21 protein-coding genes are annotated in these 24,376 nt (G+C 67.4%); 19 read left to right on the top strand and 2 right to left on the bottom strand.

Annotated features, from left to right (window positions below; genetic code table 11):
- Positions 1-49 precede the first annotated feature (49 nt).
- The 13 genes from ACQEUR_RS10440 to ACQEUR_RS10380 all read left to right on the top strand — a co-directional run bounded on the left by ACQEUR_RS10440 (position 50) and on the right by ACQEUR_RS10380 (position 16,570).
- On the top strand, positions 50-943 hold the full coding sequence (locus ACQEUR_RS10440; protein WP_433028821.1) for a hypothetical protein: 894 nt from the start codon (positions 50-52) through the stop codon (positions 941-943).
- The gene (locus ACQEUR_RS10435) at positions 943-1,815 is read left to right on the top strand and encodes an SAM-dependent methyltransferase (RefSeq protein WP_433028819.1); all 873 of its coding nucleotides are present in this window, start codon (positions 943-945) and stop codon (positions 1,813-1,815) included. Before ACQEUR_RS10440 ends, ACQEUR_RS10435 begins: the two co-directional genes overlap by 1 nt.
- 130 nt (positions 1,816-1,945) lie before the next feature.
- Positions 1,946-2,425 (top strand): roadblock/LC7 domain-containing protein, encoded by a 480-nt coding sequence (locus ACQEUR_RS10430; protein ID WP_433028817.1) that lies wholly within the window; start codon positions 1,946-1,948, stop codon positions 2,423-2,425.
- 967 nt (positions 2,426-3,392) lie between these two features.
- Complete coding sequence (locus ACQEUR_RS10425) at positions 3,393-4,772, top strand: hypothetical protein (RefSeq protein WP_433028815.1); 1,380 nt, start codon at positions 3,393-3,395, stop codon at positions 4,770-4,772.
- 116 nt (positions 4,773-4,888) lie between these two features.
- A complete protein-coding gene (locus ACQEUR_RS10420) occupies positions 4,889-6,997 on the top strand; it encodes a S8 family serine peptidase (protein ID WP_433028813.1) in 2,109 nt (702 codons plus the stop codon).
- A 674-nt stretch (positions 6,998-7,671) separates the two neighbouring features.
- A complete protein-coding gene (locus ACQEUR_RS10415; RefSeq protein WP_433028811.1) occupies positions 7,672-8,268 on the top strand; it encodes a lysostaphin resistance A-like protein in 597 nt (198 codons plus the stop codon).
- Between the two features lie 382 nt (positions 8,269-8,650).
- Positions 8,651-9,820, top strand: coding sequence for a S8 family serine peptidase (locus ACQEUR_RS10410; RefSeq protein WP_433028809.1), 1,170 nt, complete (start codon positions 8,651-8,653; stop codon positions 9,818-9,820).
- Positions 9,817-10,875 (top strand): Imm1 family immunity protein, encoded by a 1,059-nt coding sequence (locus ACQEUR_RS10405; RefSeq protein ID WP_433028807.1) that lies wholly within the window; start codon positions 9,817-9,819, stop codon positions 10,873-10,875. Before ACQEUR_RS10410 ends, ACQEUR_RS10405 begins: the two co-directional genes overlap by 4 nt.
- Positions 10,872-11,420 (top strand): hypothetical protein, encoded by a 549-nt coding sequence (locus tag ACQEUR_RS10400; protein WP_433028805.1) that lies wholly within the window; start codon positions 10,872-10,874, stop codon positions 11,418-11,420. The genes ACQEUR_RS10405 and ACQEUR_RS10400 overlap by 4 nt, the downstream gene beginning before the upstream one ends.
- 1,492 nt (positions 11,421-12,912) lie before the next feature.
- Complete coding sequence (locus ACQEUR_RS10395; protein WP_433028803.1) at positions 12,913-13,296, top strand: hypothetical protein; 384 nt, start codon at positions 12,913-12,915, stop codon at positions 13,294-13,296.
- Between the two features lie 134 nt (positions 13,297-13,430).
- A complete protein-coding gene (locus tag ACQEUR_RS10390; RefSeq protein ID WP_433028801.1) occupies positions 13,431-13,943 on the top strand; it encodes a hypothetical protein in 513 nt (170 codons plus the stop codon).
- Positions 13,940-15,157 carry an MAB_1171c family putative transporter gene (locus tag ACQEUR_RS10385; RefSeq protein WP_433028799.1) on the top strand — a complete coding sequence of 406 codons (1,218 nt, stop codon included), beginning with the start codon at positions 13,940-13,942 and terminating at the stop codon, positions 15,155-15,157. Before ACQEUR_RS10390 ends, ACQEUR_RS10385 begins: the two co-directional genes overlap by 4 nt.
- A gap of 3 nt (positions 15,158-15,160) precedes the next feature.
- On the top strand, positions 15,161-16,570 hold the full coding sequence (locus tag ACQEUR_RS10380) for an NAD(P)/FAD-dependent oxidoreductase (RefSeq protein ID WP_433028797.1): 1,410 nt from the start codon (positions 15,161-15,163) through the stop codon (positions 16,568-16,570).
- A gap of 201 nt (positions 16,571-16,771) precedes the next feature.
- On the opposite strand, the gene ACQEUR_RS10375 is transcribed toward ACQEUR_RS10380, so the two are convergent.
- Together ACQEUR_RS10375 and ACQEUR_RS10370 are read right to left on the bottom strand one after the other, a co-directional pair.
- Positions 16,772-17,137, bottom strand: coding sequence for a hypothetical protein (locus ACQEUR_RS10375; RefSeq protein ID WP_433028795.1), 366 nt, complete (start codon positions 17,135-17,137; stop codon positions 16,772-16,774).
- A gap of 111 nt (positions 17,138-17,248) precedes the next feature.
- Complete coding sequence (locus ACQEUR_RS10370) at positions 17,249-18,496, bottom strand: cytochrome P450 (RefSeq protein WP_433028793.1); 1,248 nt, start codon at positions 18,494-18,496, stop codon at positions 17,249-17,251.
- 951 nt (positions 18,497-19,447) lie between these two features.
- Here ACQEUR_RS10370 and ACQEUR_RS10365 point away from each other — a divergent pair.
- The 6 genes from ACQEUR_RS10365 (at position 19,448) to ACQEUR_RS10340 (ending at position 24,317) form a co-directional block, all read left to right on the top strand.
- Positions 19,448-19,942, top strand: a complete 495-nt coding sequence (locus tag ACQEUR_RS10365; protein WP_433028791.1) for a hypothetical protein — start codon at positions 19,448-19,450, stop codon at positions 19,940-19,942.
- A gap of 142 nt (positions 19,943-20,084) precedes the next feature.
- Complete coding sequence (locus ACQEUR_RS10360) at positions 20,085-20,342, top strand: hypothetical protein (protein ID WP_433028789.1); 258 nt, start codon at positions 20,085-20,087, stop codon at positions 20,340-20,342.
- 44 nt (positions 20,343-20,386) lie between these two features.
- Positions 20,387-21,109, top strand: a complete 723-nt coding sequence (locus ACQEUR_RS10355) for a hypothetical protein (RefSeq protein WP_433028788.1) — start codon at positions 20,387-20,389, stop codon at positions 21,107-21,109.
- Positions 21,110-22,358: 1,249 nt separating this feature from the next.
- Positions 22,359-22,748: a hypothetical protein gene (locus ACQEUR_RS10350; RefSeq protein ID WP_433028786.1), complete on the top strand. Its 390-nt coding sequence runs from the start codon at positions 22,359-22,361 to the stop codon at positions 22,746-22,748.
- On the top strand, positions 22,742-23,647 hold the full coding sequence (locus ACQEUR_RS10345; protein ID WP_433028784.1) for a hypothetical protein: 906 nt from the start codon (positions 22,742-22,744) through the stop codon (positions 23,645-23,647). The genes ACQEUR_RS10350 and ACQEUR_RS10345 overlap by 7 nt, the downstream gene beginning before the upstream one ends.
- Before the next feature lie 13 nt (positions 23,648-23,660).
- Positions 23,661-24,317: an SAF domain-containing protein gene (locus ACQEUR_RS10340; protein WP_433028782.1), complete on the top strand. Its 657-nt coding sequence runs from the start codon at positions 23,661-23,663 to the stop codon at positions 24,315-24,317.
- Positions 24,318-24,376 lie beyond the last annotated feature (59 nt).

The following is a 24,376-nucleotide window of genomic DNA, read 5'->3' as shown; positions in this document are numbered from 1 at the left end:
CCAGCCTCGTCCCCTCACCCCTCTACGACACGAGAGGCACCACCGGCCAATGATTGACCTGCGTCCACCCGCACGGCGAGTCGCGCAGCGCCTGGCGATAGCCGCCCTCGCCGTCCTCGCCCTACCCGCCACAGCCGCCTGCACCGCCAGCACCTCCACACCGTCGCCGCCGAGCGCCTCGCAGCAACCACCACCGTCGGCCCCGCCGGCCTGCCCGGTGCAACCCCGACCGGTCCTGCCGCAGCTGTGCGCTCTGGCCGCCGCCATCACCGCCGTCCCTGCCGACTCGCACCCCGGCCCCCACATCGAGGTCGACAGTGAGCTGTGGGCCCGGTCCACTGACCGGCTGTTGGGCTCCCGCGAGGTGTGGCGTCACACCAAGGGCCGCCCGGCGACCCTCACCGAACGGCGGGCCCCGGGTCCGGTCGGTCTCACCCGGCCGCCGAACGCCTCGGAACGGGCCCGCCTCGCCAGGGCCGAACCCGTGCCGGCCTCCGGCGACCCGCAGGCGCTCGTTCCCGAGCCGATTCTCGTCGATCCCCGTGCGCTGGCCGCGCAGCTGGCCGCCCACGCACCACCGCAGGCCCACACGCAGACGCTGCTGTCCAACCTCTCGCGCATGGCCGCCCAGCAGTACCTCAACCGTGGGCAACGCGCCGCGGTCCTGATCGTCCTGGCCACCGTCGACGGCGTCCACTACGCCGGCCCTACCCGTGACATCGCCGGCCGCAGCGGGGTGGCGGTCACCGTCACGAGCGCCCGCTCGACCTGGCAGATCATCGTCGACCCGACGACAGGTGAGCTGCTGTCGTACACCGAGACCATCACGGCGGGATACCGCCGGGGAATCTGGGCGATCCGTCTCTACCTCAGCCGCTCCCGGCACCACACGCCCGGCCCGGTTCTGGCGCAGGCGTCCGGTCCCTGGGCGGAGGCACGGTGATGGGTAGCAGTATGGATCCGTCCCCGCGAGTGCCGGTGCCCCCGGTGGTGATGCCGGCGGCATCACCGGCCGGGCAGGGCCTGGCGATCGACACGTCACGGCCTCACGAGGCCCGCCGCTACGACTACTGGTTGGGCGGCAAGGACAACTTCGCCGTCGACCGGGCCTCGGGCGACGCGATCGCGGCGGCCTTCCCGACGATCCGTTGCGCGGCGGTGGAGAATCGCCGCTTCGTGCTGCGTGTCGTGGAGACCCTGGCCGAGGCAGGGGTCCGTCAGTGGCTCGACATCGGCACGGGGATCCCGACCTCTCCCGCCGTGCACGAGGTCGCGCAGGCAGTCGATCCGGGGTGCCGGGTCGTGTATGTGGACAAGGACCCGATGGTGGTCGTCCACGCTGCGGCGATGATGAACAGTTCCCCGTGCGGCGCCACCGCCTACGTCCAGGCTGACCTGCGTGACCCGCAGAAGATTTTGGCGCATCCGGCCGTGGTCGCCACCCTCGACTTCGGCCAGCCGATCGCCCTGCTTCTCGGCGCCGTCCTGCACTTTCTCGCCGACTCCGACGATCCCTACCGGATCGTGGCCCACCTGGCGCAGGCCCTCCCGCCCGGTAGCTACCTGGTCCTGTCGCACGCAACCCTGGATCTGCCGCCTGCCGAGACCGTCGAGCGGCTCTCCGCTGTCATCGCCACCGGCGAGCACGGCACCCTGCGGCCCCGTACCCGCAACGAGATCGCCAGGTTCCTTACCGGGATGGAGCTGCTAGAGCCGGGGCTCGTCCCCGTCGTGCAGTGGCGACCCGACCGGCCACCCTCGCCGGAAGCGTCAGCGGAGGAAACGGCCCTCTACGGGGTGGTGGCCCGCACATGAGCACATTCGCGAAAGCGGACCTAACGCGTGCACCGGGCCCACCCGGCGCCGGACAAACCCAGCGTCAGGCCCTCGACTCCACACCTGCACCGTCAGCACTCTCCGCCCCTGCGACGACATGGACCGAATCATGAGCGCGAGCAGCACCTCCATCTGGACGCGACAGCCCCCGTCGGGGCAGGACTTGGTCTGGCTGCTCTCGCGCCTGGTCGAGGACGTGCCGCACGCCCGCAGTGCCCTGCTGCTGTCCTCCGACGGCCTGAAGAAGGCCGCCCACGGACTGGATGCCGACGGCGCGGACCACCTTTCCGCGATCGCCTCAGGCCTCTTTTCCCTCGCCCGCAGCGCCGGCAACCGCTTCGGGAACAGCGAGGGGGTCCGGCAGGTGGTGGCGGAACTCGACGACACCCTGCTCTTCGTCTCGGCGGCGGGGGCCGGCGCGGTCCTGGCCGTCCTGGCGGACCGGGACGTCGACCCGGGCGTGCTCGGATACCAGATGTCGCAGCTGGTCAAAAGCGTCCGCCGCCACTTGGCCACCCCGGCGAGGACACCTCCCGCCACGAGCGAGCCGAAACCACCGGGCAGCAGCCGGACCAGGCGCACCTACTGAAAATCCCTGTCCGCCCCGGCCGGCCAGAGCTGGGCGACTTCGCGGGAGTGATGCCGCCGGCATCACCGCCACCATTCGCCCCCCGCAACACCCCAGCTTGTCAGCACCGCACCGGCCGTGGCGCCCGTGAACCACTCATCAACCCCCGACCCGCAGATACTCACGAGCAAGGAAAAACCAGGGTGCGCGTATCCCCCACGTCGACCGTCGACTCCGGCCAATCCCCGGTTGAAGGACAGACCTCAACGGCGATTGGCCCCACCCCTTTGAATCCGACCGCGGCGCGATCAAGTAGCGGCGGCGCCGCCGTCCAAGCGGCGACTCGGTCGAGACACACGCGAACGAGTTTGATGGCGACGGTGCCTGATTGGGCGGCCCGCGTGGTCACCCTCCACCTCGCCGAGCGCTACCTGTTCGACGAGTGGACGACCGCCGAAATCGGGAGATCGGTTGATTGCCGGGCCAAGTACATCCAGAAGGTGCTGCCGGAGTTGGGGATACCACTCCGCAACGGGGGCCGACGGCGGGGCGCTAGCCCTGTCCCAGATGATCAAATCGCGTGGCCCGAGGGTGCCACCGAAGCGGGGTTGCCGCCGGGGTGGACGTGGACGAACTCGATGGCCAACGTGCCGGACTGGGCAGCCCGCGTCGTCACCCGCCACCTTGTCGACCGGTACCTGGTCCAGGGATGGACGATCGACGAAATCGCCAGTTCCGTCCAGTGCTCGTACGTACGCATCCGGCGTGTGATGGTGGAAGTAGGGATACCACTGCGCAAACGGCGTCAAGGGCTACCCGCACATAAGCGCCGTACCGGACGTGCGGATCGGCCGGCCCGGTGACACCGTCCCGAAGGCGGCGCGGACCAAACCGCCGGAGCCGCGGGCAGGGCCCCTATTCGTTGGTGGGCCTGCCTGACTGGGCGGCGAACGTGGTCGGCCCTGCTCTTCGTCTGGGTGGTATCACTATGAGCCGCAACCTACGCGTTGACGTGTTGCGGGATCTCATCGAGCTGCGTCTGCCTTTAGGCGAGGCCACGGCAGCTCTGGCCCGCTTCCCGTGGGACAGCGACGCCGAGCTGGTCGCGCTGACCCGAGCAGATGCCCTACGCCTGCTACGCCGCTACCTCGACGGCGACGTGACCGCCGTCGACTGCCAGCGCTGGGCCGAGGCGCTGGAAAGACGTGACGACGTCGGCCTGGAACCCGGGTTCGAAGACCTACTCAAAGAATTGTTGTTCGAGACCGCCACACCCGCCCTCTTCGGGGATCTCACTCCCGCCCTTGCCGCCACGTGGGAGACGACGCTGCGCACGGCGGAGGGAGGTCGAACCACTCATGCCGGTCCTGGCAAACCCGAGCGGCCCCTTGCTCGCATCCAGCACCCGCTGAACCTGTTCACCGTCCGCGCCCGCCACGCGGACCAGTCCGCCCGGCCTCTGATGCCCGTCCATCTGGCCGCCCAGGCGGGGATCGACCGTCGGTGGCGGCCGATCGTGACTTGCGTCCTCGTGCTGATCTGGGCCGGCCCTCTCGCCTGGCTCGCCGGCTACTGGGGCGCGGCTGCTGCGCCAGAGGGCGGTGTGCCGCTGCTAGGAGCGCAGACCGCGCTAGCCGTCAAGTGGGCAGTGGCAGCGGCGGTGCTGCCGGTCGCGATGGCTACCGTCTGGCTTGTGGAGCACCGGCCGGCGAGCACGGTGTGGTCTGTGCGGCGCCGGCTGCGATGGCCTTTGCTCGTCGTGTTCGCGGCGGTGGCTGTTCCGGCGGCGATGCACGCCGCGGCGGTGACGTCTGCGTTCGTCGCTACGCCGCTGGGTGTGGCGTCCAGCGGCCCCAGCCAGGCGGGCGGTGTGCTGCCGCGCTTGGCGACCCTCACGGTGCTGCTGATCCTCGCCGCTGGCCAGGCCGCGGCCCTGGTGTACCTGTCAGGCATTTGGTTACAGGCATGCGGTGCCGTCTATGGCTCGTCCTGGTCGGTCATCGTCGGCGCGGCGTCCATGTCCCTGCTGGCGCAGCAGCCCTCCGGCTACTGGCACGCCCTTGACGTCGTGATCACCGCCGTGATCCTCGGCTGGATCACGCTCCGGACCGGTGGTCTGGAAGCCGCTCTGGCCCTGGTGTTCGCCCACGCCGCCGTGTACGCCGGCCAAGCCGTCGCCGGTTCGGCTGTCCAGCCCAGCGCAACCGGCGAAGTGTCGTGGGCTGTGCCACTCATACACGCGTACCTGCTCATCGGCTACGCCGCGATCGTCAGCTGGATCGCCCCGCACCGACGTACCGGCCATCTCTACCACGCCGGCGCCGCCCCACCCGGTGACCTCTCCGACGCCCGCCAGGGTCGGGGCTGAGCGGGACGCTCCGCCACCGCACCAGACGGACCTGACGGTCGCTGCCCTAGACGATCCCTCTCCCTTCCCAGCACATCAGGAAAGCGATGCTGACGAACCTTGCAGATCCAACTCGCATGCCCGAGCCGGGCGACAGTGCCTACCATCGGCTCGGCGAGCTCTGGCCCGTCCACTGGCACCGACGGATCCTGACCGCGGTCACCGTGCCGCTTCTCACCTGGGTGAGCGTCCACCTCGTCTGGGAAATCGCGGAGCGGGTCATCCCCGCCACCGGCCCCCTGCTGGGCGCTAACACCGTACTGGCCGTCAAGTCAGCCGGCGTCGTGCTGGCGTTGCCCGCCTCGATGCTCGTCGTGCGGCTGGTCGACCGGCGACCGCCCGGCACGGTCTGGTCGGTGCAGCACCGGCTGCGGTGGAGATGGCTCGCGCTGTGCGCGGCGGTGGCCGCCGTGGCGACCCTCGGGTGGATGGTGGTGTCCGCCCTCGTCGCCGGCACCGACCTGCTGCCCGTGGTACCTGCGCTCTGGAAGGCTGGCTTTCCGCACCTGGCCGCCCTCGCGGTGATACTGGTGCTCCTGACCGTCTGCACCGCGAGCCAGCAGTATATTACCGGTGTCTGGCTGCAATCGGTCGGTGTCTTCGCCCGCTCGCAATGGCCGGCGATCCTGGTGACGGGCGTCCTCATCCCGGAACTCCTGTACGCGCGAAACGGATGGGTGCTCGGCGATGCGGTGGTGACCGCAGTCGTCCTCGCCTGGTTGACGATCCGGACCGGCGGCCTTGAAGCCGCTATCGCCTGCATGGTCTCCGGCGCAGCGGTAGGCATCGATGTCACGCCGACACCCCACGAAGCCATCACCACTGCCCAGGCGGCCTGGGTGCTCCCGGTCGTCCACGCCAGCACGGTCATCGCGTACGCCGCCGCGATCACCAGGCTCGCCGGTCGGCGCCCCGAGCGGGGCGACGGCGGGCCCCCGGTGACGACCCGCCAACCGCTCCCGCGGGCCATCATGAGCCTGCGGGCTGCACAGCGGTATCTCTCCAACGGAGTAGCCGGGCTCATCCTGACCTGCGCCGTACTCGTGGCCGGCGCGGTGCCCCCACCGCCAGAGTCCGGCCATTCGGTGCGGTCCCAGCAGTGGCACCTCGACGCCCTCCAGGTCGCCACCGCGCATCACACAAGCCGGGGTACGGAAGCGATCGTCGCGGTCATCGGCACCGGCGTCGTCGCCACCCATCCCGACCTCGCCGGCGTCGTCTTACCCGGGATTGACCTGACTGGGCAGCACCGCGACGGACGCCGCGACGACGATGGGCAGAGCAGCGCGGCGGCCGGACTCATCGCCGCGCGCGGCCACGGACCCGAGCACCGTGACGGCGCGCTCGGCATCGCACCCGACGCGCTGATCCTGCCGATCCGCCACGTCCGCACCTCCGACGCCGGCACCGCGACGACCCTCGCCGAGGCTGTCGACGAGGCGGTACGCCGCAACGCCCAGGTGCTGACACTCTCCCTGCCCGAGCGACCGTCAACGCGGCTCAAAGCGGCTGTCGAAGCGGCGGTGGCCGCCGACGTGGTAGTCGTCGTGGACGTCAACGGACAGCTCGGCGGCGCCGCATACCTCGCAGAGCTGCCGGGTGCGGTCGTCGTCGGGGCGACCGGACGCGACGGCACGACAAGCCGACTGTCACCGACTGGCGAGGTTATCGACCTGGTCGCGCCCGGGGTCGATCTGACGACTACCAGCCGCGACGGCCGCTACGAGCAGGTCAGCGGCACGGCCGCCGCGACGGCGGTGGTGGCCGGCGCGGCGGCACTGGTCCGTAGTCGGTACCCCACCCTGTCCGCAAGTGAGGTGGTGCGCCGGTTGACCGCCACCGCGGTCGACGAGGGCGCGACCGGCCGAGACGACCACTACGGCTACGGCGCGCTGAACCTCCTCGCCGCCCTCACCGCTCACGTCGCACTGACAGTTCCACCGACGCGCGCACCCGTCACCGCCGACCCCGAAACGGCGGAATACGAAGAGAAGGAGGAGCGGGCCGCCCGCTGGATGGGAGTGATCCTCATCGTTGCCGGGGCGATCAGTCTGTTGCTGAAAGTGCTTCTGGCGTGTGTTGTGGCAATCGTCGCGATCGCGTTGATCGCCACGCTCGTATACCTGCCGAGCCTGTGGCGTCGGTTTCGCTTCCGCCGGGTCCGGAACCGGAGAAGGACACCGTGACGCGGCCCCGCCGACAGGGCCGGCCGGAGCCGCCCGCTCCGGCTCCGCCGGACCGGCGATCCGGATTCAGCGCCACGCACGAACACGGTACCGACCGCGGCGACGGTGCGCTCGGGATCGCACCCCAGGCGCTGATCCTGCCCATCCGCCACCCCGCACCGCCAGCACCGGTACAGCGGAGACGCTCGCCGCCGCGGTTGAGGAGGCGGTACACCACGACGTCGACGTGGTGACGTTTGCGCCGCTCGCGCCCCCCGTCATCGCGGCTGCGCGCGCCCGTGGAAAGGCGGCGGCCGATCGTCGTCGTCGCGGGCGCCAACGGTCACGTCGAGCAGGCTGGGCGCTTGGCCCACATTCCGGTGCGTCGCCCCGGGATGGTGGGTCGTCGCCTTGTCCGACGGCACACCACCCCCACCCACTCACACATTTGAACTGAAAGAAGGAAAAGGACAGTCATGACACCGGCGATGCCCACAACTAACACTGGCTCCGGCACACCAAGGAAATCCCATTCTCGGGCCCGCCCAGCGGATCCGAGAGTCGCTTACCTGGATATGGGGAGGTTGCGGCGAGGGCACTGGTGGCGACGTGCGTGCCTGGCTGTTCTGATCCTGCCCGCAGTGTTGGTCGTATCAGCGCTCAATAGATTCTTGGTCTCTTGGGCGCCTGAGACCGTGCCGGTTCTGGGTTACTACCTCAAAGTCATCCTGTGGTTCGGTGTGACTGGCCTGGGGTTGCCGTTGGCTCTCCTGGCTGTGCGGTGGATCGATCGCCGCCCAGTCGGCACGCTGTCGTCCGTGGCGGGTCGTCTGCGATGGCGACTGCTTGTCAGGTATTTCTGCTACGGGGCTGCGGTATTGGTGCCGATCCAACTGTTTCTCGCTGCGGACGGTTTGCTGTTGCTGCCTATGCCGAGTCTCGACGGGCATCGATCGTCTGTGGTGGCCGTGGCGATCACCCTCCTGGTGTTGCTGGCCGCCGTAGCGGCGCAGACAAGTGCGGAGGAGTACATATGCCGGGGCCTCCTGATGCAGACGGTTGGCACCCTCAAGGGGTCGCCGTGGCCGGCGATCCTCGTGCAGACGGCATTTTTCGTCGGAATGCACGCGCGACACGGAATCGTTGTGCCCAGCCTCATCTTCGTGACAAGCCTCGCGGTGGCAGGCGGGTTAGTAACCGTGAGGACCGGGGGCTTGGAGGCCATGGTGGCATTCCACTTTGCGGGCAATGGGACTAGCGCCATCGTCGGCGTGTTTGCCTCCCAACCCTGATCACGCAGGAAAGTTCACCTATTGGCTCCGCTGCCGACGGCAGCGGATAACCGGTGCCCTTTGAACAGGCGCCGGCCCCGCCGAATTAAGCCAGAACCCGGGAGAGGAGGTGAGATCCATGACTGTCGCAGTCGACCGGCATGAACGCCACGTTGAGGCGCCAGCGAAGCATCGAGTTGACGCTCTGACGCGATGGCTGGGCCAGAGCACGCTGAAGCAGCGGCTCCTCGCGCTGATGCTGATAGCGCTGTAACCGGAGTGCCGGGGCCGACGGCTTCCCGCCGGCCCCGGTCTTCATTCACCGGTCATTTCTCTCCGGTGCCCGGACAACGGCCCCGGGACGTCAACACCCAGCACCGCCTATTGGAAAGGGATTCGCGAGATGAGGGCATGGTTACGTCGAGGCGCCGCTGCGGCCGTGGGCGTAGTGCTCGTCCTGGGAACCGGAGCGGGCCCAGCCAGGGCCGATGGGGTCCGCGATCGGCAGTGGCATCTGCGTGCCCTCCAGGTGGCCGAGGCGTACACGATCAGTCGCGGCAAGGGTGCGATCGTCGCGGTCGCCGACACGGGTGTCGCCGCCGATCATCCCGACCTGGCCGGCAGCCTCAAGCCGGGGGTGGACCTGATGGGCGATTCCACCGACGGTCATGTCGACACCGACGGTCACGGCACCGCGATGATCGGGCTGATAGCCGCCTGCGGGCACGGCCCGGGTAGGGCCCATGGCGCGCTGGGTATCGCGCCCGAGGCGACGGTCCACCCGATCCGAGTCGGGCGGGGGCTGTACATGCCGGGAGGCACCCTTGCACCCGCCATCCACGAGGCCGTGCGGGCAGGTGCCACCGTCATATCGATGTCCCTTAGCGGTGGCACCGATACGGCGCTGCGAGAGGCGGTCCAGGCCGCGGTGGACGCCGATGTGGTGCTCGTCGCCGGTGTCGGGAACCGACCCGAGGCGCATCGCGTGGGCTACCCGGCGGCGTACCCGGGGGTGCTTGCCGTAGGCGCGACGCGCCGCGACGGCCGGTTGGGCGAGGTGTCGGTGACGGGCGTCGAGGTGGACATCACCGCCCCTGGGGTCGACCTCGTCAGACCATCCCTCGGCGGCTACGGCCGGGGCACGGGCACCAGCGGAGCCACGGCGATCGTGGCCGGCGCCGCCGCGCTGATCCGGTCGAAGTATCCGCACCTGTCGGCGGTGCAGGTCCGGGACCGGCTCACCAGCACCGCCACAGACAAGGGCCCACCGGGCCGCGACACGCAGTACGGCCACGGCGCGCTGAACCTACTCGCGGCCCTGAGCCCGGAGCTGACACCCAAGCCCACACCGCGGCTGTGGCGGACACAGGAGCAGTGGCCGCCGGCTGAGGCCGCTGCCGCCACCGACCGGCCGGCAGCCTTGAAGCTCAGCGGCGCGGCGTACACGGCGATGGGATGCCCACTGCTCGTCCTCGTCCTGGCCGGCGCTGTCTGCCTGGTGCTCAGGCGACGGCGACGAAGCGTGACCAGCACCTCCGGCTTGCCGGAGCCCAAGAGCGGAGGGATCCGATGACGCACCTGCTCGTCGGATCGGACTGGCACGGCCACACAGACGAGTTGCCAACCCCTGCCGACACCCTCGCCTGGCTCGACCAGGTCGCCGCCCAGATCCAGGCCCACGGCGGGACCGGTCAGACGTTGTGGCTCGGACCCGCAGCAGACCTTCAGCAGCTACGCGTCGACATTGACATCGACGCCGACCGCGCGGCCCTGCGATGGCAGCTCGACGACACCTATGCCGTCGAGTTGCCGCCGGACCGGTCCATCACCGTCCTGCACTGCCACGACCTCGGCATCGTCACGATCCCCGCCCGCCTCGCACGCGTCTCGGCCGCCACCGCCCGCGCTGTCGTCGCCGAATACGCCACCACCGGGCGGAAGCCCGAGGGCGTCACCTGGCAGCCGTGCGGCGGTCGCGAAGGAACTCGACGAGCGGGTCTCCGGGAACTGCTCGATGGGGCGGAGGTGGCGCGGCGGCGCGCGATCGCGGCAACCAGGTCCATCACCGCCATCGACGGCGCCCTCAACGGCAACGGTTGGGGCTTGGACACGACACGGAGTCTGCGTGCCGCCGCTGACCATCTCGCCGTCGTCGTCCGGGTGCTGTCGCGCCGTCGTCGAGCCGGCGCCGAATTAGTCTCGTGGGTGCCCCTGATGATCTGGGCCACGATGATCGTCGCCCGCAAGCCGCGGAGCTATCCGATGATCGCGGCGACGGGCCTGGCGGCTGTTGTGGCGAGTACCGGGACAGATGCCTTCATCCGGGCGCGCTACGAGACTCGACTCGCCGCGGTCCCGACCATCGCTCCATACACCGCTCAGTACGAGCATCTGTGCATCGGATCGGTCAAGGACCAGGTCCGCGCCGCCGTCCAGGACCTCGGTGCGGCATTTCACCTGGCCGCGCAACTCCGCGAACTGTTGCCGCTTCCCCCGCCGAACCTGGCAGTGCCACGCTACCGGCGCCCCCTCCGAGCAGCCGCCCACCATCTCGATGCGGCCCATCACCATCTGTACGCGGCGTCGGACGCCATCCACCACCTGTCCGCCAGAGTCGAAGCACTATGAGCGGGAAGCCGCGAACCCAACGCGTTGCCGCGTTGCGGAACCTCATCGAGCTGCGTCTGCCCCTAGACGAGACCACGACAGCTCTGACCCGCTTCCCGTGGGACAGCGACGAGTTGGTCGTGCTGACCCGAGCAGATGCCCTACGCCTGATACGCCGCCACCTCCACGGCGACGAGACCGCCGTCGACTGCCAGCGCTGGGCCGAGACGCTGGAAGGACGGTACGACGTCGACCTGGAGACCGGGTTCGAAGACCTACTCAAAGAGTTCGTGCTTGCGGCGGGGTCTGTAGCAGACGTCGTAGGCGACCTCACCGGTGGTGATGCTCCGTCGGACGAGGAGCCGGTGCCGCTGCCCAACATCGACATTTGGCACGCGATGTTCAACGAACACGATTCTCAATCGACTCGCTCAATGCCTGCAGTCCGAGCGCCCGGCGCTAGGCAGATCACGCAGGGCGGCCCACCGTCACCTAGTATGCGAGCCGAGACTATGTTGCCGGCAGCGTTACGTGCGAATCCAAGCGGGGGGCCTATATGGGACTAATGACGCATGAGCTGATTCCGCTGCACGGAGACCTGGATCTGCCGACATCGGTCATAGACCGATTTGTCGACCTTGGCGGGGCCTGTAATAGCTTTGTCGAGGCGATTAGGTCGGCGGACCTCAGCGAGAGCCGAGCCCGGGACCTCATCGATGCGACGGAGTCCGACCGCCGCGACATGAGCTTCACCCTGGACGCGGCACATGAATTGGCGCTAGCCGCTCTGGACTATAGTGAATTTTTAATCCTCACTTATGCGAGATACGCGGCGACGTACGCTACATATGCAGTCCGAGTCGCCGCAGCGGTAGCAGCTCGCAGGCCGGCTCCGGAGCCAATAACCACGCCTATCCACGCCGGGGATATCATAAGGGAGCCGCATGTCTATGTGCCCCTAGTGCGCCTGAACCAGGATGGGGAATTGCCAAGCACTCACACGGCAGTCACGGGCGCACTCTCCCGGATGACCGATGAGACCGCCAGATTCTATGGCGGCGATCGGTCGCCGCATCGGCGCCCAGCAGGGTCCGTTGACATCGATGTCTCCTTCCCTACGTCCTTGCACGCTTATGCCGCAGCGCTCGCATTTTCCATTAGTAGCCACTTCGTGTCAACGTAGACCCCTTATCCCTGCCTTGATGTCAATTGGTATCACGGCGGCCAGGGGATGTCCTTGTCGATGGGTAAGGGAAGATCCGCCAAGGAAATTCCCAGGGCCTCGCACATGACTCGCCGATTGACCTCGTCTGGTTCTCTGTCGCCCTGCTCCCAGCGGGAGATCATGGATCTCAGCGAGCTGGCGTCGGGCGGGTTCAGTCCGTGGGCCTTCGCTACACGCCGGAATTCGTAGGCCAGCCTGAGCTGCTTCCAGCCGCGTTGCATTCGTGCCCGTCGAAATATTGCACCAGTCGCGGGCACGGCTCTGCCTCTCGGTGGAGATGTCATAAGCACCGTCCTTGAAGCCCTGATGTAGAGACCTCGGCATGGCTCTGCCGAAGTCACGATGTAAAACCAATCGCCGAGAACAGATGCGCCTGGCCTCGCCGGCGGCTTCCACGCCTTCGGTGGCCCACCATTAGCGCGGACGAAGGCACGGGCTTGTTGTCGGTCGACCGCACGATGCCCGCCCGCGTCGCCGCGCGCACCGCAGTCCCCCGGGTACTGGCCGCCCGGGCCTTGTCCGGTGCTGGTATCGAGGAACGCCCCCCGGCGCCTCCCACCGCTGGTCGCGACGAAAGGTTCAACTGGCAGTTGAGTTCTTCGGTGGCCGAGTCTAGACTGGACTCCGTCGATGTTCAACTCTTAGTTGAGATGATTTCACGTTGAGTGATCATCTTGCAGGTGGTCTGGGGGTGGTGAGCGGTGTCGGACGCTCGGCTTGCCGCCAGAGTGGACCGCCTGTTCGACGTCATCCGTCCCGAGGGACGTGCCGGGCGAAGGTACACCAACGAGGAGGTGGCTGCGGCCATCAGAGCCGCGTCCCCGTCTGTACGGGTGAGCGGCGCGTACCTGTCGGCAATCCGCAAGGGCACGAAGACCAACCCGTCTCGTGAACTGTTGGCCGGGCTAGCCAACTTCTTCGGCATCAAGCGGCTGTCGTACTTCGTGGACGACTTGACCGCCGAGCAGGTGGAGGCGGAGATTGCCTTCGCGCAGGCGTTGGGTGACGGCAAGCCGGTCGGACGAGTCGACGCGGAGGCGACTCTCGCTCGGGCACTCGAAAATCACGACGTCAGGATGCTCGCGTTGCGCGCGCTGGCACTCTCACCGCAGCAGCTCGCTGAGCTAACGAAGGCCGTCGACGACTTCCTCAACGAAGATCAAGGTGATGCCGATGATCACGGCAGGGCGGGCGGACATGATGAGGCGGATGAATAATGCCGCTGACAGTCGCGATCTGGCGGGCCCGAGGCACGACGGGAGGTGGCTCAGTGAATTTGAGAGCCATGAGTAGGGCCTGCACCGCCTTGATCAGCGATCTAGACCTGCCGACACCCACTGAGCCACAGCAGGTGATCGCCAGGCTGTGCGAGCGCATGGAGCAGCGGCTTGGCCGTCCCGTCCGGCACCGCCTGGTCCCCTTCCCATCCGGCGTCAGCGGCCTATGGGCAGTCAAGGGCAACGCGTATTACATTCTGTGTGAGAAGAACACCAGCCCGTGGCATCAGATGCTCATCACCGGTCACGAGATGTGGCACATGGAGGCCGGCGACATTCTGACGGCAGTTCCGGCGGAGAGCGTCTTGGATGCACTTTTCACGACCCTGCGCCCTGATGCTGTGGCCCGCATCGCGGCTGCCCGGACCGACTGCACCGGCTCGGGACCGGTTGGCCTGAGCGGAAAAGAGGACGTTGAACGACAACGGGCGGAGCAGGAGGCAGAACTCTTCGCTTCGATGCTGGCGGCCAGGGTCAGCCGTTGGCTACCTCATCGAGAATGGACAATTCCGCCACATGCGCGCGGCGTTGTGGACCGCCTGGAGTCGTCGCTGGGCCCCGGCATCAACACCACAGAGCACAAATGAGCGGCGGGTACTGGGTCGGGTCGGCCCTCCTCTTTGTCGCGTTCCTCTATAAGCTTGGCGACCTCCTTGTCGACCCGCGAAACGCGAGCCGGCGAGCCCTGTGCGCGATGCTCCTGCTTGCCTCATGCACGCTGCTAGCCGTGGCCCCGACGTCGATCGCTGCGGTCAACGCATGGACAGGCGTGCCCAACTTCGCCGCCGTGCTCGCCTACTGCCTAATCGTCGCGGTTGCCGCCTCCATTCAAATCCTCGTCGCATTCTGGCGGTACCCGCCGGCGACGGCTTGGCGCCGATCACGCTGGTGGCTACTCGGTTACGGCACTGTCATCATCGCGATGATGATCCTGTTCCTGCTCGGGGAAGCGCCTATCGAACGCCGAGTGGACTTCGATACCTACTATGCTCGGACGCCCTACATCTCCGGGCTGATTCTTTCTTATCTCGTCGCCGGCAGCATAGCCTACGGCAACATTTTGGTAGCCACGTGGCAGTGGTCGAATGTCGCCGGTCGTCCCTCGCTACGACGAGGGCTGCGGTTGATTGTCGTCTCAATGTGCCTTGATCTGGCATGCAACACCTGCAAGCTTATCGCCGTGTTCACCCGCTGGCTCGGCCACGATCTAGACTTCCTCAGTTCGTCCGTCGCCCCCGGCCTGTCTGTTCTCGGGGCAGGCACAGGTGCTATCGGATGTGTGTTTCCGGTGGTAGGACACCGCCTAGCCGGAGTCTCCAGCTGGATTCGCCGTTATCGGGCATACCGAGGACTGTTTCCGCTTTGGGACGGGCTCAGGGCCGCCACCCCGCAAATCGTTGCACCGATACCGCTGCCCTGGTGGGATCTCGACTTGCGCATCACGCGCCGTCTCGCCGAGATACGCGACGGGATCCTAGCCGTACGCCCTCACGTCAATCCGGACGTGGCCAAGACGGCGATGCGGCATGCACAGCGGTCCGGACTTGAAAGAGCCGACCGTGATGCGGCCGTCGAAGCTGCCTGCCTCGCCTATGCGATCGGGGCGAAAGCTCGGAGGGAATCATTTCCTCGCGGCACAGGGCAGGAGACGGAACCGGTAGCCGGCGGCGTCGACGGCATGGACGAGCTCGACTGGCTCGTGAAGGTCTCACGCGCCTACGCCACACTACCCATGGCAGCCCACGCAATCCCCGACGACAGCACCCGTGATGCCCCTGTCACTTCACATGAGGGCCAATGAACCGTGACAACACTAAGGCATGCCATAGTCCTTGGGTCTGGACTAGCCGGCGCGCTCGCGGCGACGGTGCTGGCCGAGGACGGATACGCCGTCACGGTCGTGGAGCGTGATCGGCTGCCGACCGGACCAGTCGCTCGCAAAGGGATCCCCCAGGCCCGCCATGCTCACCTCCTCTGGTCCGGTGGAGCGCGGACGCTGGACTCCGTGCTGCCGGGCACGATCGAGCGGTTGATCGCCGCCGGGGCGCACCGCCTCGGAGTACCCAGCAAGCTCGTGTCCCTGTCTGCGCAGGGATGGCTCCAGCGGTACCCCGACCGGCAGTTCCTCATCACCTGCAGCCGGGATCTTCTCGACTGGGTAATCCGTGACCATGCCCTGAGCAGTCGCAACATCGTCATCCGCGACAGTACCGATGTCCTGGAGCTGCTTGGTGACACCGCCCGGCTCGCTGGTGTGCGGGTGCGCGACCAGCAGACGCAGGCTGTCGAGGATCTCCACGCCGAGTTCGTCGTCGACGCCACCGGCCGCGGATCCCACGCACCCACGTGGCTGTCCGAGCTTGGCCTACCGGCAGTCGATGAGGAGATCGTTGACTCCGGCCTCGCCTACGCCACGCGACTATTCCGCGCCCCGGGCGCCGCGACCCGTGACTGGCCTGTAGTGAACGTCCAAGCCGACCCTCGGGCACCCTGTCCTGGACAGACGGCGACCCTGCTGCCGATTGAGGGCGACCGGTGGCTGGTGACGGTGTCCGGCACCCGGGGCGGTGAGCCGACCACTGACGAGCACCGATTTGTTGAGTTCGCCCGCGCGGTTCGCCACCCGATCGTGGGTGACCTCATCGCATCCGCTCAGCCATTGGGACCGGTCGTCGGCTCCCGGAGCACGGTAAACCGGCGGCGCTACTTCGAACGATTGCCCCGCTGGCCCCAGGGGCTCGTCATCCTCGGCGATGCCGTCGCCACCTTCAATCCCGTCTACGGACACGGGATGTCGGTGGCCGCACACAGCGTCGCTGCCCTACGCGACGGCCTGAGAAAGCATCATCGCGATCCACAGGCCGCCCAGAACCTGCAGCAGGCGATCGCCCGAACGGTTGAGCCGGCGTGGCTGATGGCCACCGGGCAAGACATCCTCTACCCGTCCGCCATCGGCCGCCGTCCACCCGCCACAGCCCGGCTCGCACAACGCTACTTCGAGCGGATGATGCAGACCGGCATCAGCCGACGTACCGTCGCGTACCCACTTCTCGACGTCTTCAGCCTGTCCGCGCCCATCAGATCTCTCCTCTCGCCGCGAATCGTCCTGGAAACGATCCTGGGACCCAAGCAGCCGCCGCCAAGCGAACCGCCACTCACCGCCGAGGAACTCTCAGTCTGGCGCTCGGCGACCCAACACCCGGACTTCCCCTAAAGCCATATCAACCGTAGGGGCTCACGCAACGCTAACCGAGGGGTGTAGCAGCAGAACCCACCGCTAGATAGACGGCAGCGGTCGCGCGTATGCCGCACGACCGCTGCCCCTCCTGACGCTGTTGCAGCGGCTCTTAGAAGTCCAAGACTCCTTCACCGCCGCCGGTGGTGACGTCCGCGTTCCCCCCACGCGGAGTTCATGTTAGGTGTTGTCGATTCTTATCCGATCTTCGTAGCAGGCCATCGAGATCTGCGCCCTGTAGCTGCCGTAAAGGCCGCCGATCCGTCTGGTCATGTACCCCCCCGATGGTGTTCTCCCGCTGGCAACGGTCGCACCGGTGCCGGTGTCCCACACCTTCCACCGCGTGTCACGGCAACCCCAGTAGGTGACGTCGATAAAGCGGCCAGCGGAGTTGGCTGGTATGACGCCGGTAGTGCAGCCACGGGTTCCCACGGTAAACAGCGGTGCGGTGCATTCAGCACTAGCAGCCTGAGCTGGAGTGACGATGAGAACGCCGCTGAGCGTGATGAGGAGCGCGGCTGCGCTCGCGAAAATCCTGGTGCGCATGTTGTTTCCCCCCTACATGCGATTCCTGTTCCTTCTCGTTGTCCTCAGATGTGTGGGTGCCTACCGATCACCCCCTTCCCCGGTCGTTAGAGGTCCGCCTGTCGACGGGGATCAGGTGCGCTGACTGGAGCGCGCTTGAGTGACGAGGAGCGTTCGATGCGCCCGGAAGGCCAGGTTGGGCTTGAACCGTGACTGGTGGCCACGGGCGAGCCGCAGCTCGGGCATCGCCTCGGCGAGTCGCACCAGAGCGATCCGGGCCTCCAGGCGGGCCAGGGCGGCGCCGATGCAGAAATGTGGCCCGTACCCGAAGGAGAGGTGGCCCCGGCCCCCCATGCGTGCCGGGTCGAACCGGTCTGGATCGGCGAAGGCGGCCGGATCCCGGTTGGCCGCCCCGATCAGCAACAGGCACCGGCCGCCGGCCGGGATGTCCACCCCACCGATCGTCAGCGGCCGAAGGGCGACCCGCAGCCAGCCGTCGATGGCCGGACCGAACCGCAGCACCTCCTCCAGGAAGGCCGGCACCGCGGCCGGGTCCGCCGCGATCCGCCCCCAACGCGCCGGCTCCGACAACGCCCGGTCCAGGCAGTGCGCGAGTAGCCCGGCGGTGGTCTCGTGCCCGGCCACCAGGAGGTTGAACGCCAGGCTCGCCACCTCGGCCGGGGTCAGCACGGCGTCGTCTCCGTCGCGGTGGCGCAGCGCCCGACTGACGAAGTCGTCGCCGGTAGCGCCCTCGGCGGTCCGCCGCGCGACCAGCGCCTGGCAGTAGTGCCAAAAGTCCAGCAGCCCCTGGGCCAACCGGACCTGCTCGGCCGGCTCCGGCTGGCCCCAGATCAATGCGATCTGCCCGTCGGCCCAGCTCCGGATACGCGGTACGTCCCGCTCAGGTACACCAAGGATGTCCACCACCACCAGCAGGGGCAGCAGCACGGTGAACTCCGGCACTAGATCAACCACCCCGCCTCGCCGGTCGGCGATCCGGGCCACCAGTTCCGTTACCCGCCGGCCCACGATCGGGCCGTACCTGTCGGCCACCCGAGGACCGGTGTGGGCGAAAGTGGCCCGCAACGCCCCCCGGGTCCGGGCGTGCACCGGCGAATCCGCCGCCGCCGTAGTCGGCGGAACGTCCAGGCGCATGACGACCGCCAGCGCCTCCGGACACATCTCGTAGACCGGGGCCAGGGTGAGCGCACTGCCGAAAGCCTCCGCATCCGCGAATGCCCGGCGCACGTGCTCGTGCCGACTGATCACCCACAGCCCGAGATCGTCGGCGAAGTGCACCCCCTTCGGAGCGTTCAACAGCTCGCGCCAGACGACAGCCGGGTCGGTGAGGTAGGTGCCGGCGAAAGGCCGCAACTGCATCATGAGCCTCCGTTCAATGTGTTTGTTGAGGGCGAACGGCTCTGCCGCTTAAGACGGCAACCGGTGAGCTTCATCGAGCCGACTTCGGTCGCCTTCGTTCCAGGAACGTAGCGGGAAAGGCGAGCTGCGGCTACGTGCCGCCGTGGGACTCGCAATCAGGTCCGATGCTCCTATCAGGGAAAACGGTAAGCACGACGCGGCACGACGCGGCACAATGCGACACACCCCGGCACACCTAGTCACCAGCCGTCATCTAGCCACCGGCATACCGGGTAGGGCAGATTGCGAAGGGTGAGACCTGCGAGACGCACGATGGGGTCGAGAGTGACCTCTGTGAGGGGGGACCGTGCGCGCGGGAATCGCAGCCGTGTCGGGTGCCTGCTCCCGGTACCCGACACGGCTCATACCTGGCCTGATGCGGCAGCGATACGAGTCCCGGAGGTGGTTGTTGTGGCAAGAGACGGTGATGGGTCCGACGAATTCCGGTCATCCGTTGAAGGGTGCGGTTCGGCCGAAGACGCCAGTCCGGGTGATGAGACAAGCCGCGACAATGAAGGGTTGCCGTTACCGCCGGTGCCGCGGCGCTTCCGATCCGATGGCGCCGATGTTCTGTGGCTCCGTGCAGCGTGGCTTGCCCCGCCGTGTGCCGTGGTCGGCGTCGGATCCGCCGATGGTGGCGTTGGCCGGTCGGCTATTACCGCAGCTGTGGGCGGGGTCTTGGCGCTCGCCTGTCCCGATCCCGTTATAGCCATCGACGCCACCGGTCGCGCCTGGGGCGGACTCGGGACCCGAGTCTCCACCGCGTGGCCGCGCAGTGTGTGGGATGCCGTAGACAACGAGGACTCCCTGATCGACAGGCAGTCCATTGAGCGATTCGTGCAGCAGGGCCCCACTGGTCTACACGCACTGGCAGCGGAGGAAGCAGTGGTCGGGGGCGCGCGACGTGCCCCGATGCTGCACGAAACGTACGCCCTGGTTGAACGGATCCGCCAGGTCTACTCGATCGCTCTCCTCGACCTCCCGCAAGTCGAGTTCCGAGGTACTTGGTCACCGTTGGTGGGATGCACAATTCCCGTCCTCGTGTCTCGCGCGACGCGCGAAAGCGTGCAGCACACACTGCGCCTACTGACACAGCTCCGCGAGGTCTCCGGCGGGTTTGCCGATCAGGTCATCCTCGCCCTGGTCGTTGGCCGGCCACACAACCCGCGAGAGCTACGGCTCGCCCAGCAACAAGCCACCGATGCCGTGCATGCTGTCATCACCGTGCCCTGGGACCCCGTACTAGCAAGGCCCGAACCAATCGACGTACGGCAGATCGGCGCCGCAGCTCGGCGAGCGGTAGTCAATCTCGCCGCAGAGATCGTGACCAGATGTCCATCCGTTCGGAGTGTGGCGCGCACACATAAAAACGTCCAGATGGCGGGCACGTCGGCACCGGAGGCTTGAGCAGTCGCCCGACCTTGCTGCCGTAGTCGTGAGCGGATGCCCATCCACTTCCTCGATGAGGGCGATATCGCAAGCCCGTGGAAACAGCTAGCACCTAACCCGAATTGGAGCGACGTCTATGTCCAGCCCTGCCCCGGCTCGCATGGGCCAGTCCGCCACCGAACGGCATCTCCACGACCAGTACGTCGCCACGCTTGCCCGCATTGAGGCCGCCTCCGTCACCCTCCGGGCCACCATCAGCAGGGCGCGCCGCAGCCAAGAGCAACGGGCGAATCTCGTCGGTCTCCACAACCTCGTTCGCGGCATGGGCATGGACCTCAACCGGGCGCTCGGCGGCCGGCAGCTGCCAAGTGACGCGTCCACGGATCCGTCATCAGGCGGAGACACCGGCGGCGAATGATGGCTTCCCCTGCACCGACCGAGAAGTAGGTCAAGGAGATCACCATGTTGCGTCCCAAGCCGGCCAACGAAACAGATTCCGTCACAGGCGCCGGCCATATGGCCCTACGGCCGGCGGTCAAATCGCGGCGACGGATACCTCTGACCATCCTTGCCGTTGTCGTCGCCATTGCTGTCACATCCGTGATCACTACGGCAGTCATCTACTGGCCGAACGTGTCCCCGACGGAACACCTGCTGGCGCCATCCACCGAGGCGCCACCGGACCTCGGACAGATCGGCATATCCGTCTCTCCGAAGGCGACAGGCGGCAGCTATGAACCCGTTATCCGCCCATGCGCGGCGGTCGGGTGGGGACCAATCGCAACGCACGTCGGTCGGCCAGCCAGCGTTGCGCAAGAGAAGCTCTCGGCGTCGGGCCCAATCGTTACAATGGTGTGCAGCACCCCGCTCGGCGACGGCGACAGCCGAGGCGTCGCAATGGCAGAGATCACGCTAGTCGAGGACGGTAGCGCGGAGGACATGTTCGAAGGTCTCCGGCGCGCGATTCAGGCTGATGTCGTGCTGACGCCAATATCCGGGCTGAGCGCCGCCGCGTATGCCTATGTCGACGAGGATGTCGGGCCAGCGGTTGTCGCCTATGACGGAAACCTCTACCTGAGGCTCGTCTGGGTACCGATGAAACCTAAGATGCTCCCCATGTATAGCGGTATCGTGCGAGCGCTCGCAGAGGTTGCTCGCCAGACGATGGATTCTCTCCGCGTCTGAATAACGCCCGCCGGCGAGTTCTGGCGATCGATTCCGCTAGACAGGCCGCAGCGGCAGTGGATCCTGATTTTGTAGTCACGCTCGGGGGTGTCACTCGTGAGCTATGTGGTTCCGGTCGAGGTTGTCGCCTCGTTCACCTGCCCTAGCATGTTATCGGAGCGGGACTTTTGGAGACTTTGGCCGGCTCTTCATTTGGCCAGCGCGCTCGTTCTGCTGGTGGTTGTGATTGGCGGCGCTGTGGTCGCATGTATTTTCGCTCGAACTGTGATCAACCGGATCGTCTCGTCCTTAGGTGTAGTTGGTCGCCTACGCCATCTAGCGAAAAGACCTCATCCCCGTCGACTCCGACGAGATGGCAGTCAAGGCTAGTCACGTGGTGTCAACGCCTGTCCTCTACCGCTGCCGGTGACCGCGATGCAAGATCGGAGACAAGACCTGTGATGGCGTCGAGGCTGGGAGGGAGTAATGGTACTTAGAGGCGGCACCCCGTGGCGGAGAGCTGGGAGTCCGCATTCGCCTCCATTGTTGCCGACGGCGCTAGGCGCTGTTACGGCGGAGAGTAGTCCAGTGGCCGATGATCCTCGAACCGGCGCCGCCTCTGCTAGCGCGCCGTCCCACCGAAGGAAACGGCAGAGACAGCGGCGATGGCCCTTGCCGCCTACAACGGCTACCGTGAGGCGTACATCGCCGCGCGGCCGAGCGAACCTGGCACCGGTTCTAACCAGGTACGTCGCTAGTCCGTTGCTGCAGCAGTTCCGATTGGCGCCGCAACGGCCCGCGCCAAGCATCGCTTCCCGAGGAAATACCCTCAGCCTGGCCTGGCCCAGCGGGGAGAAAACCACCCCACCGCAGGCTCTCGCAGAATTGCTGACAGTGAATGCTTTGCCAGTCTTGAGGAATCTCGTAAGTTGGGGTTGCACACCACCGGGCGGCGCCCTTAGTGCGTTCCGTCGGCGGGCCGGAAACGAAACGGCGAGCGCGATGCGCGCGCCGACGTTGCTTGCCAAGTTTCGGTAGCGGAGGAGTCAAGGTCATGGAATTTTCACGAAGGCGTCCCATCCAGATTGGCGGAGGGTACGCCGCGCGAGCGTCATCCCCGAGGCTGCTCGCTTGCACGGTGGTCGCGTTGTTCACGGCCGGGTGCAATGACGGCGACTCGCCACCGACGCCCTCACCCTCGGTTGTATCGCAGGTGCCGCCGTCTGCGACTCCGTCCTCGACGCGGGTCGTCGGCGGGGCGCCCACCGCGGTGGACGCCTACCGCGGCATGTGGAAGGCGTACATCGAGGCGGTCCGCATCCCTGACCCTCGATATCCCGATCTTGCCCGCTATTCGCAAGGTCACGCGCTCGACCTCTGGGTGACGGGTCTGACCTCTGCCGAGGAGAAGGGTCTTGTCGGGCAAGGCGACGTCACGTCGAATCCGGCCGTTACTTCCGTCAACCCGAACGCCACGCCGCCGACGGTGCAGATCAGGGACTGCGTCGAGACCTCCAAGAGCCGCCTGGTGAAACAGGACGGCTCGCCGTATCAGGACACCCCCGGTGGCAAGCGCTTGACCACGGCGACCGTCGCTCAAATCAGCGAGGGAGCCTGGAAGGTCACTCAGGTTGCAATTCACGGGGTGGGAACATGCTGAAGGCGATGCAATGGTTTGGGACCACGAGCGGCTCCGTTGCCCTGTTCGCCGTCGCTCTCGCGGTTCCGGCCCGCGCCGACGTCGCTGACCTTGTCAACTGTGTCACCAACCCAACGCACCCCTCGTGCACCATCGCGATCGAGGAGCCTGGTGGTTCCGAGGGTGGCAGCGGAGGAGGCAGCTCGGGCTGTCGAAACTGGCAGGGGCAGGCGATCCCCTGCAACATCCCGGGCAAGGGCTGGTACGGCGGTGACGGCTGCTGGTACAAGCGCGCGGAAGGACTCGATCTCGCCGCAGCCGAGGCTTTCGGTGGCAAGGTTTCACCGCCAGACGCCTGGTACGTGGGGTCCTGCGGTGACCCGATCACTAACTTCTGGCCGGCCAGCTACATCCGATACAGGGTGTTCGGCGGCGACCCTGCCATCGAGCTGCTGGCGCAGGAGGCGGTGCGGCACCTCAGGTTGCCCGCCCCGCAGATCCGGCTTAATCCCGCCACCGATTTCCCTCAGGTTGTGTACGTCCCGACGTGGATGTGGGTCGACGAGGCGGTGTGGTCCCCGCGTAGGGCGACAGCGAGTCTGGCCGGGCTGTCGGTGACCGCGGTCGGTACGCCGACGGCGGTGACGTGGTCGACCGGCGACGGCGGGTCCCGGCAGTGCGGGCGGGGTACGCCGTGGAGAGCGGGGACGAACCCGGCTAGCGCGTCGCCTGACTGCGGTCACACCTACACCTCGCCGTCGCGCGGCGGGGCGGGCGGCGCGTACACGGTGACGGCGACGATCACGTGGCGGGTTACCTGGTCGGGCGGCGGCACATCAGGTACGGAGCCGGATCTCACCTCGACCGCAGGTGTTGCGGTCCAGGTGGTCGAAGCCTCGGCCGTCAACACCAAACCGTGAGGAGCCCTCGGCGATGAGCACCACTACGTCCACCAGGTCCCTGGGCCGCAGGACACCACTGGAAGACCGACCCGTGGTGGATCCGCCCGGCGTGCGCCGCCGGCGTTCGGTTCCCCGTTTGCTGGGTGGCGCGTTGCTGGTGGTGCTGGGCGCCGTGGCGTTCGGGGTGATCGGGCTGCGTGCTGATCCCGGCATTGACGTGCTGGCGATGGCGCGTCCGGTCACCGCCGGTACCCAGCTGGGCGACGCCGATCTGCGGGTGGCGCGCATCGTGCCCGATCACGCGCTGCGGGTGGTTCGGGCGAGCGAGCGTGGCACGGTGGTGGGCCGTACCGCCGCGGTGCCCCTCGCGGCGGGTTCCCTGCTGACCGCCGATCAGCTCGGCGCGGTGACCGATCCACCACCGGGCCAGTCCGTCATCGCTGTCGATGTCAAGACCGGCCGGGCACCGGCCGGGCTGGCCCCCGGCGCGTCGGTCCTGATCGTCATCGTGCCGCAGAGCGGTGCCACCGACGCCCCGCCGCAGGCGCCGGCGGTGGTCCGGGCGGTCGACCTGACCGACAGTTCCGGAATCACCGTCGTGTCGCTGCAGATGTCGGCCGAGTCGGCGGTGCGGATCGCCTCCGCGACCGGGGACGTCGCGTTGGTCCTGCAGAACCCCGGGCGGTGATTCCGGCATGCTGCTCTGTCTTGGATCTGCGAAGGGGTCGCCGGGCACCACCACACTGG

The organism is Plantactinospora sp. CA-290183 (assembly GCF_050936375.1).
Classification (GTDB): domain Bacteria; phylum Actinomycetota; class Actinomycetes; order Mycobacteriales; family Micromonosporaceae; genus Plantactinospora.
The sequence above is the reverse complement of the archived record's forward strand: the minus strand, read 5'-3'. Positions and strand labels throughout refer to the sequence as shown.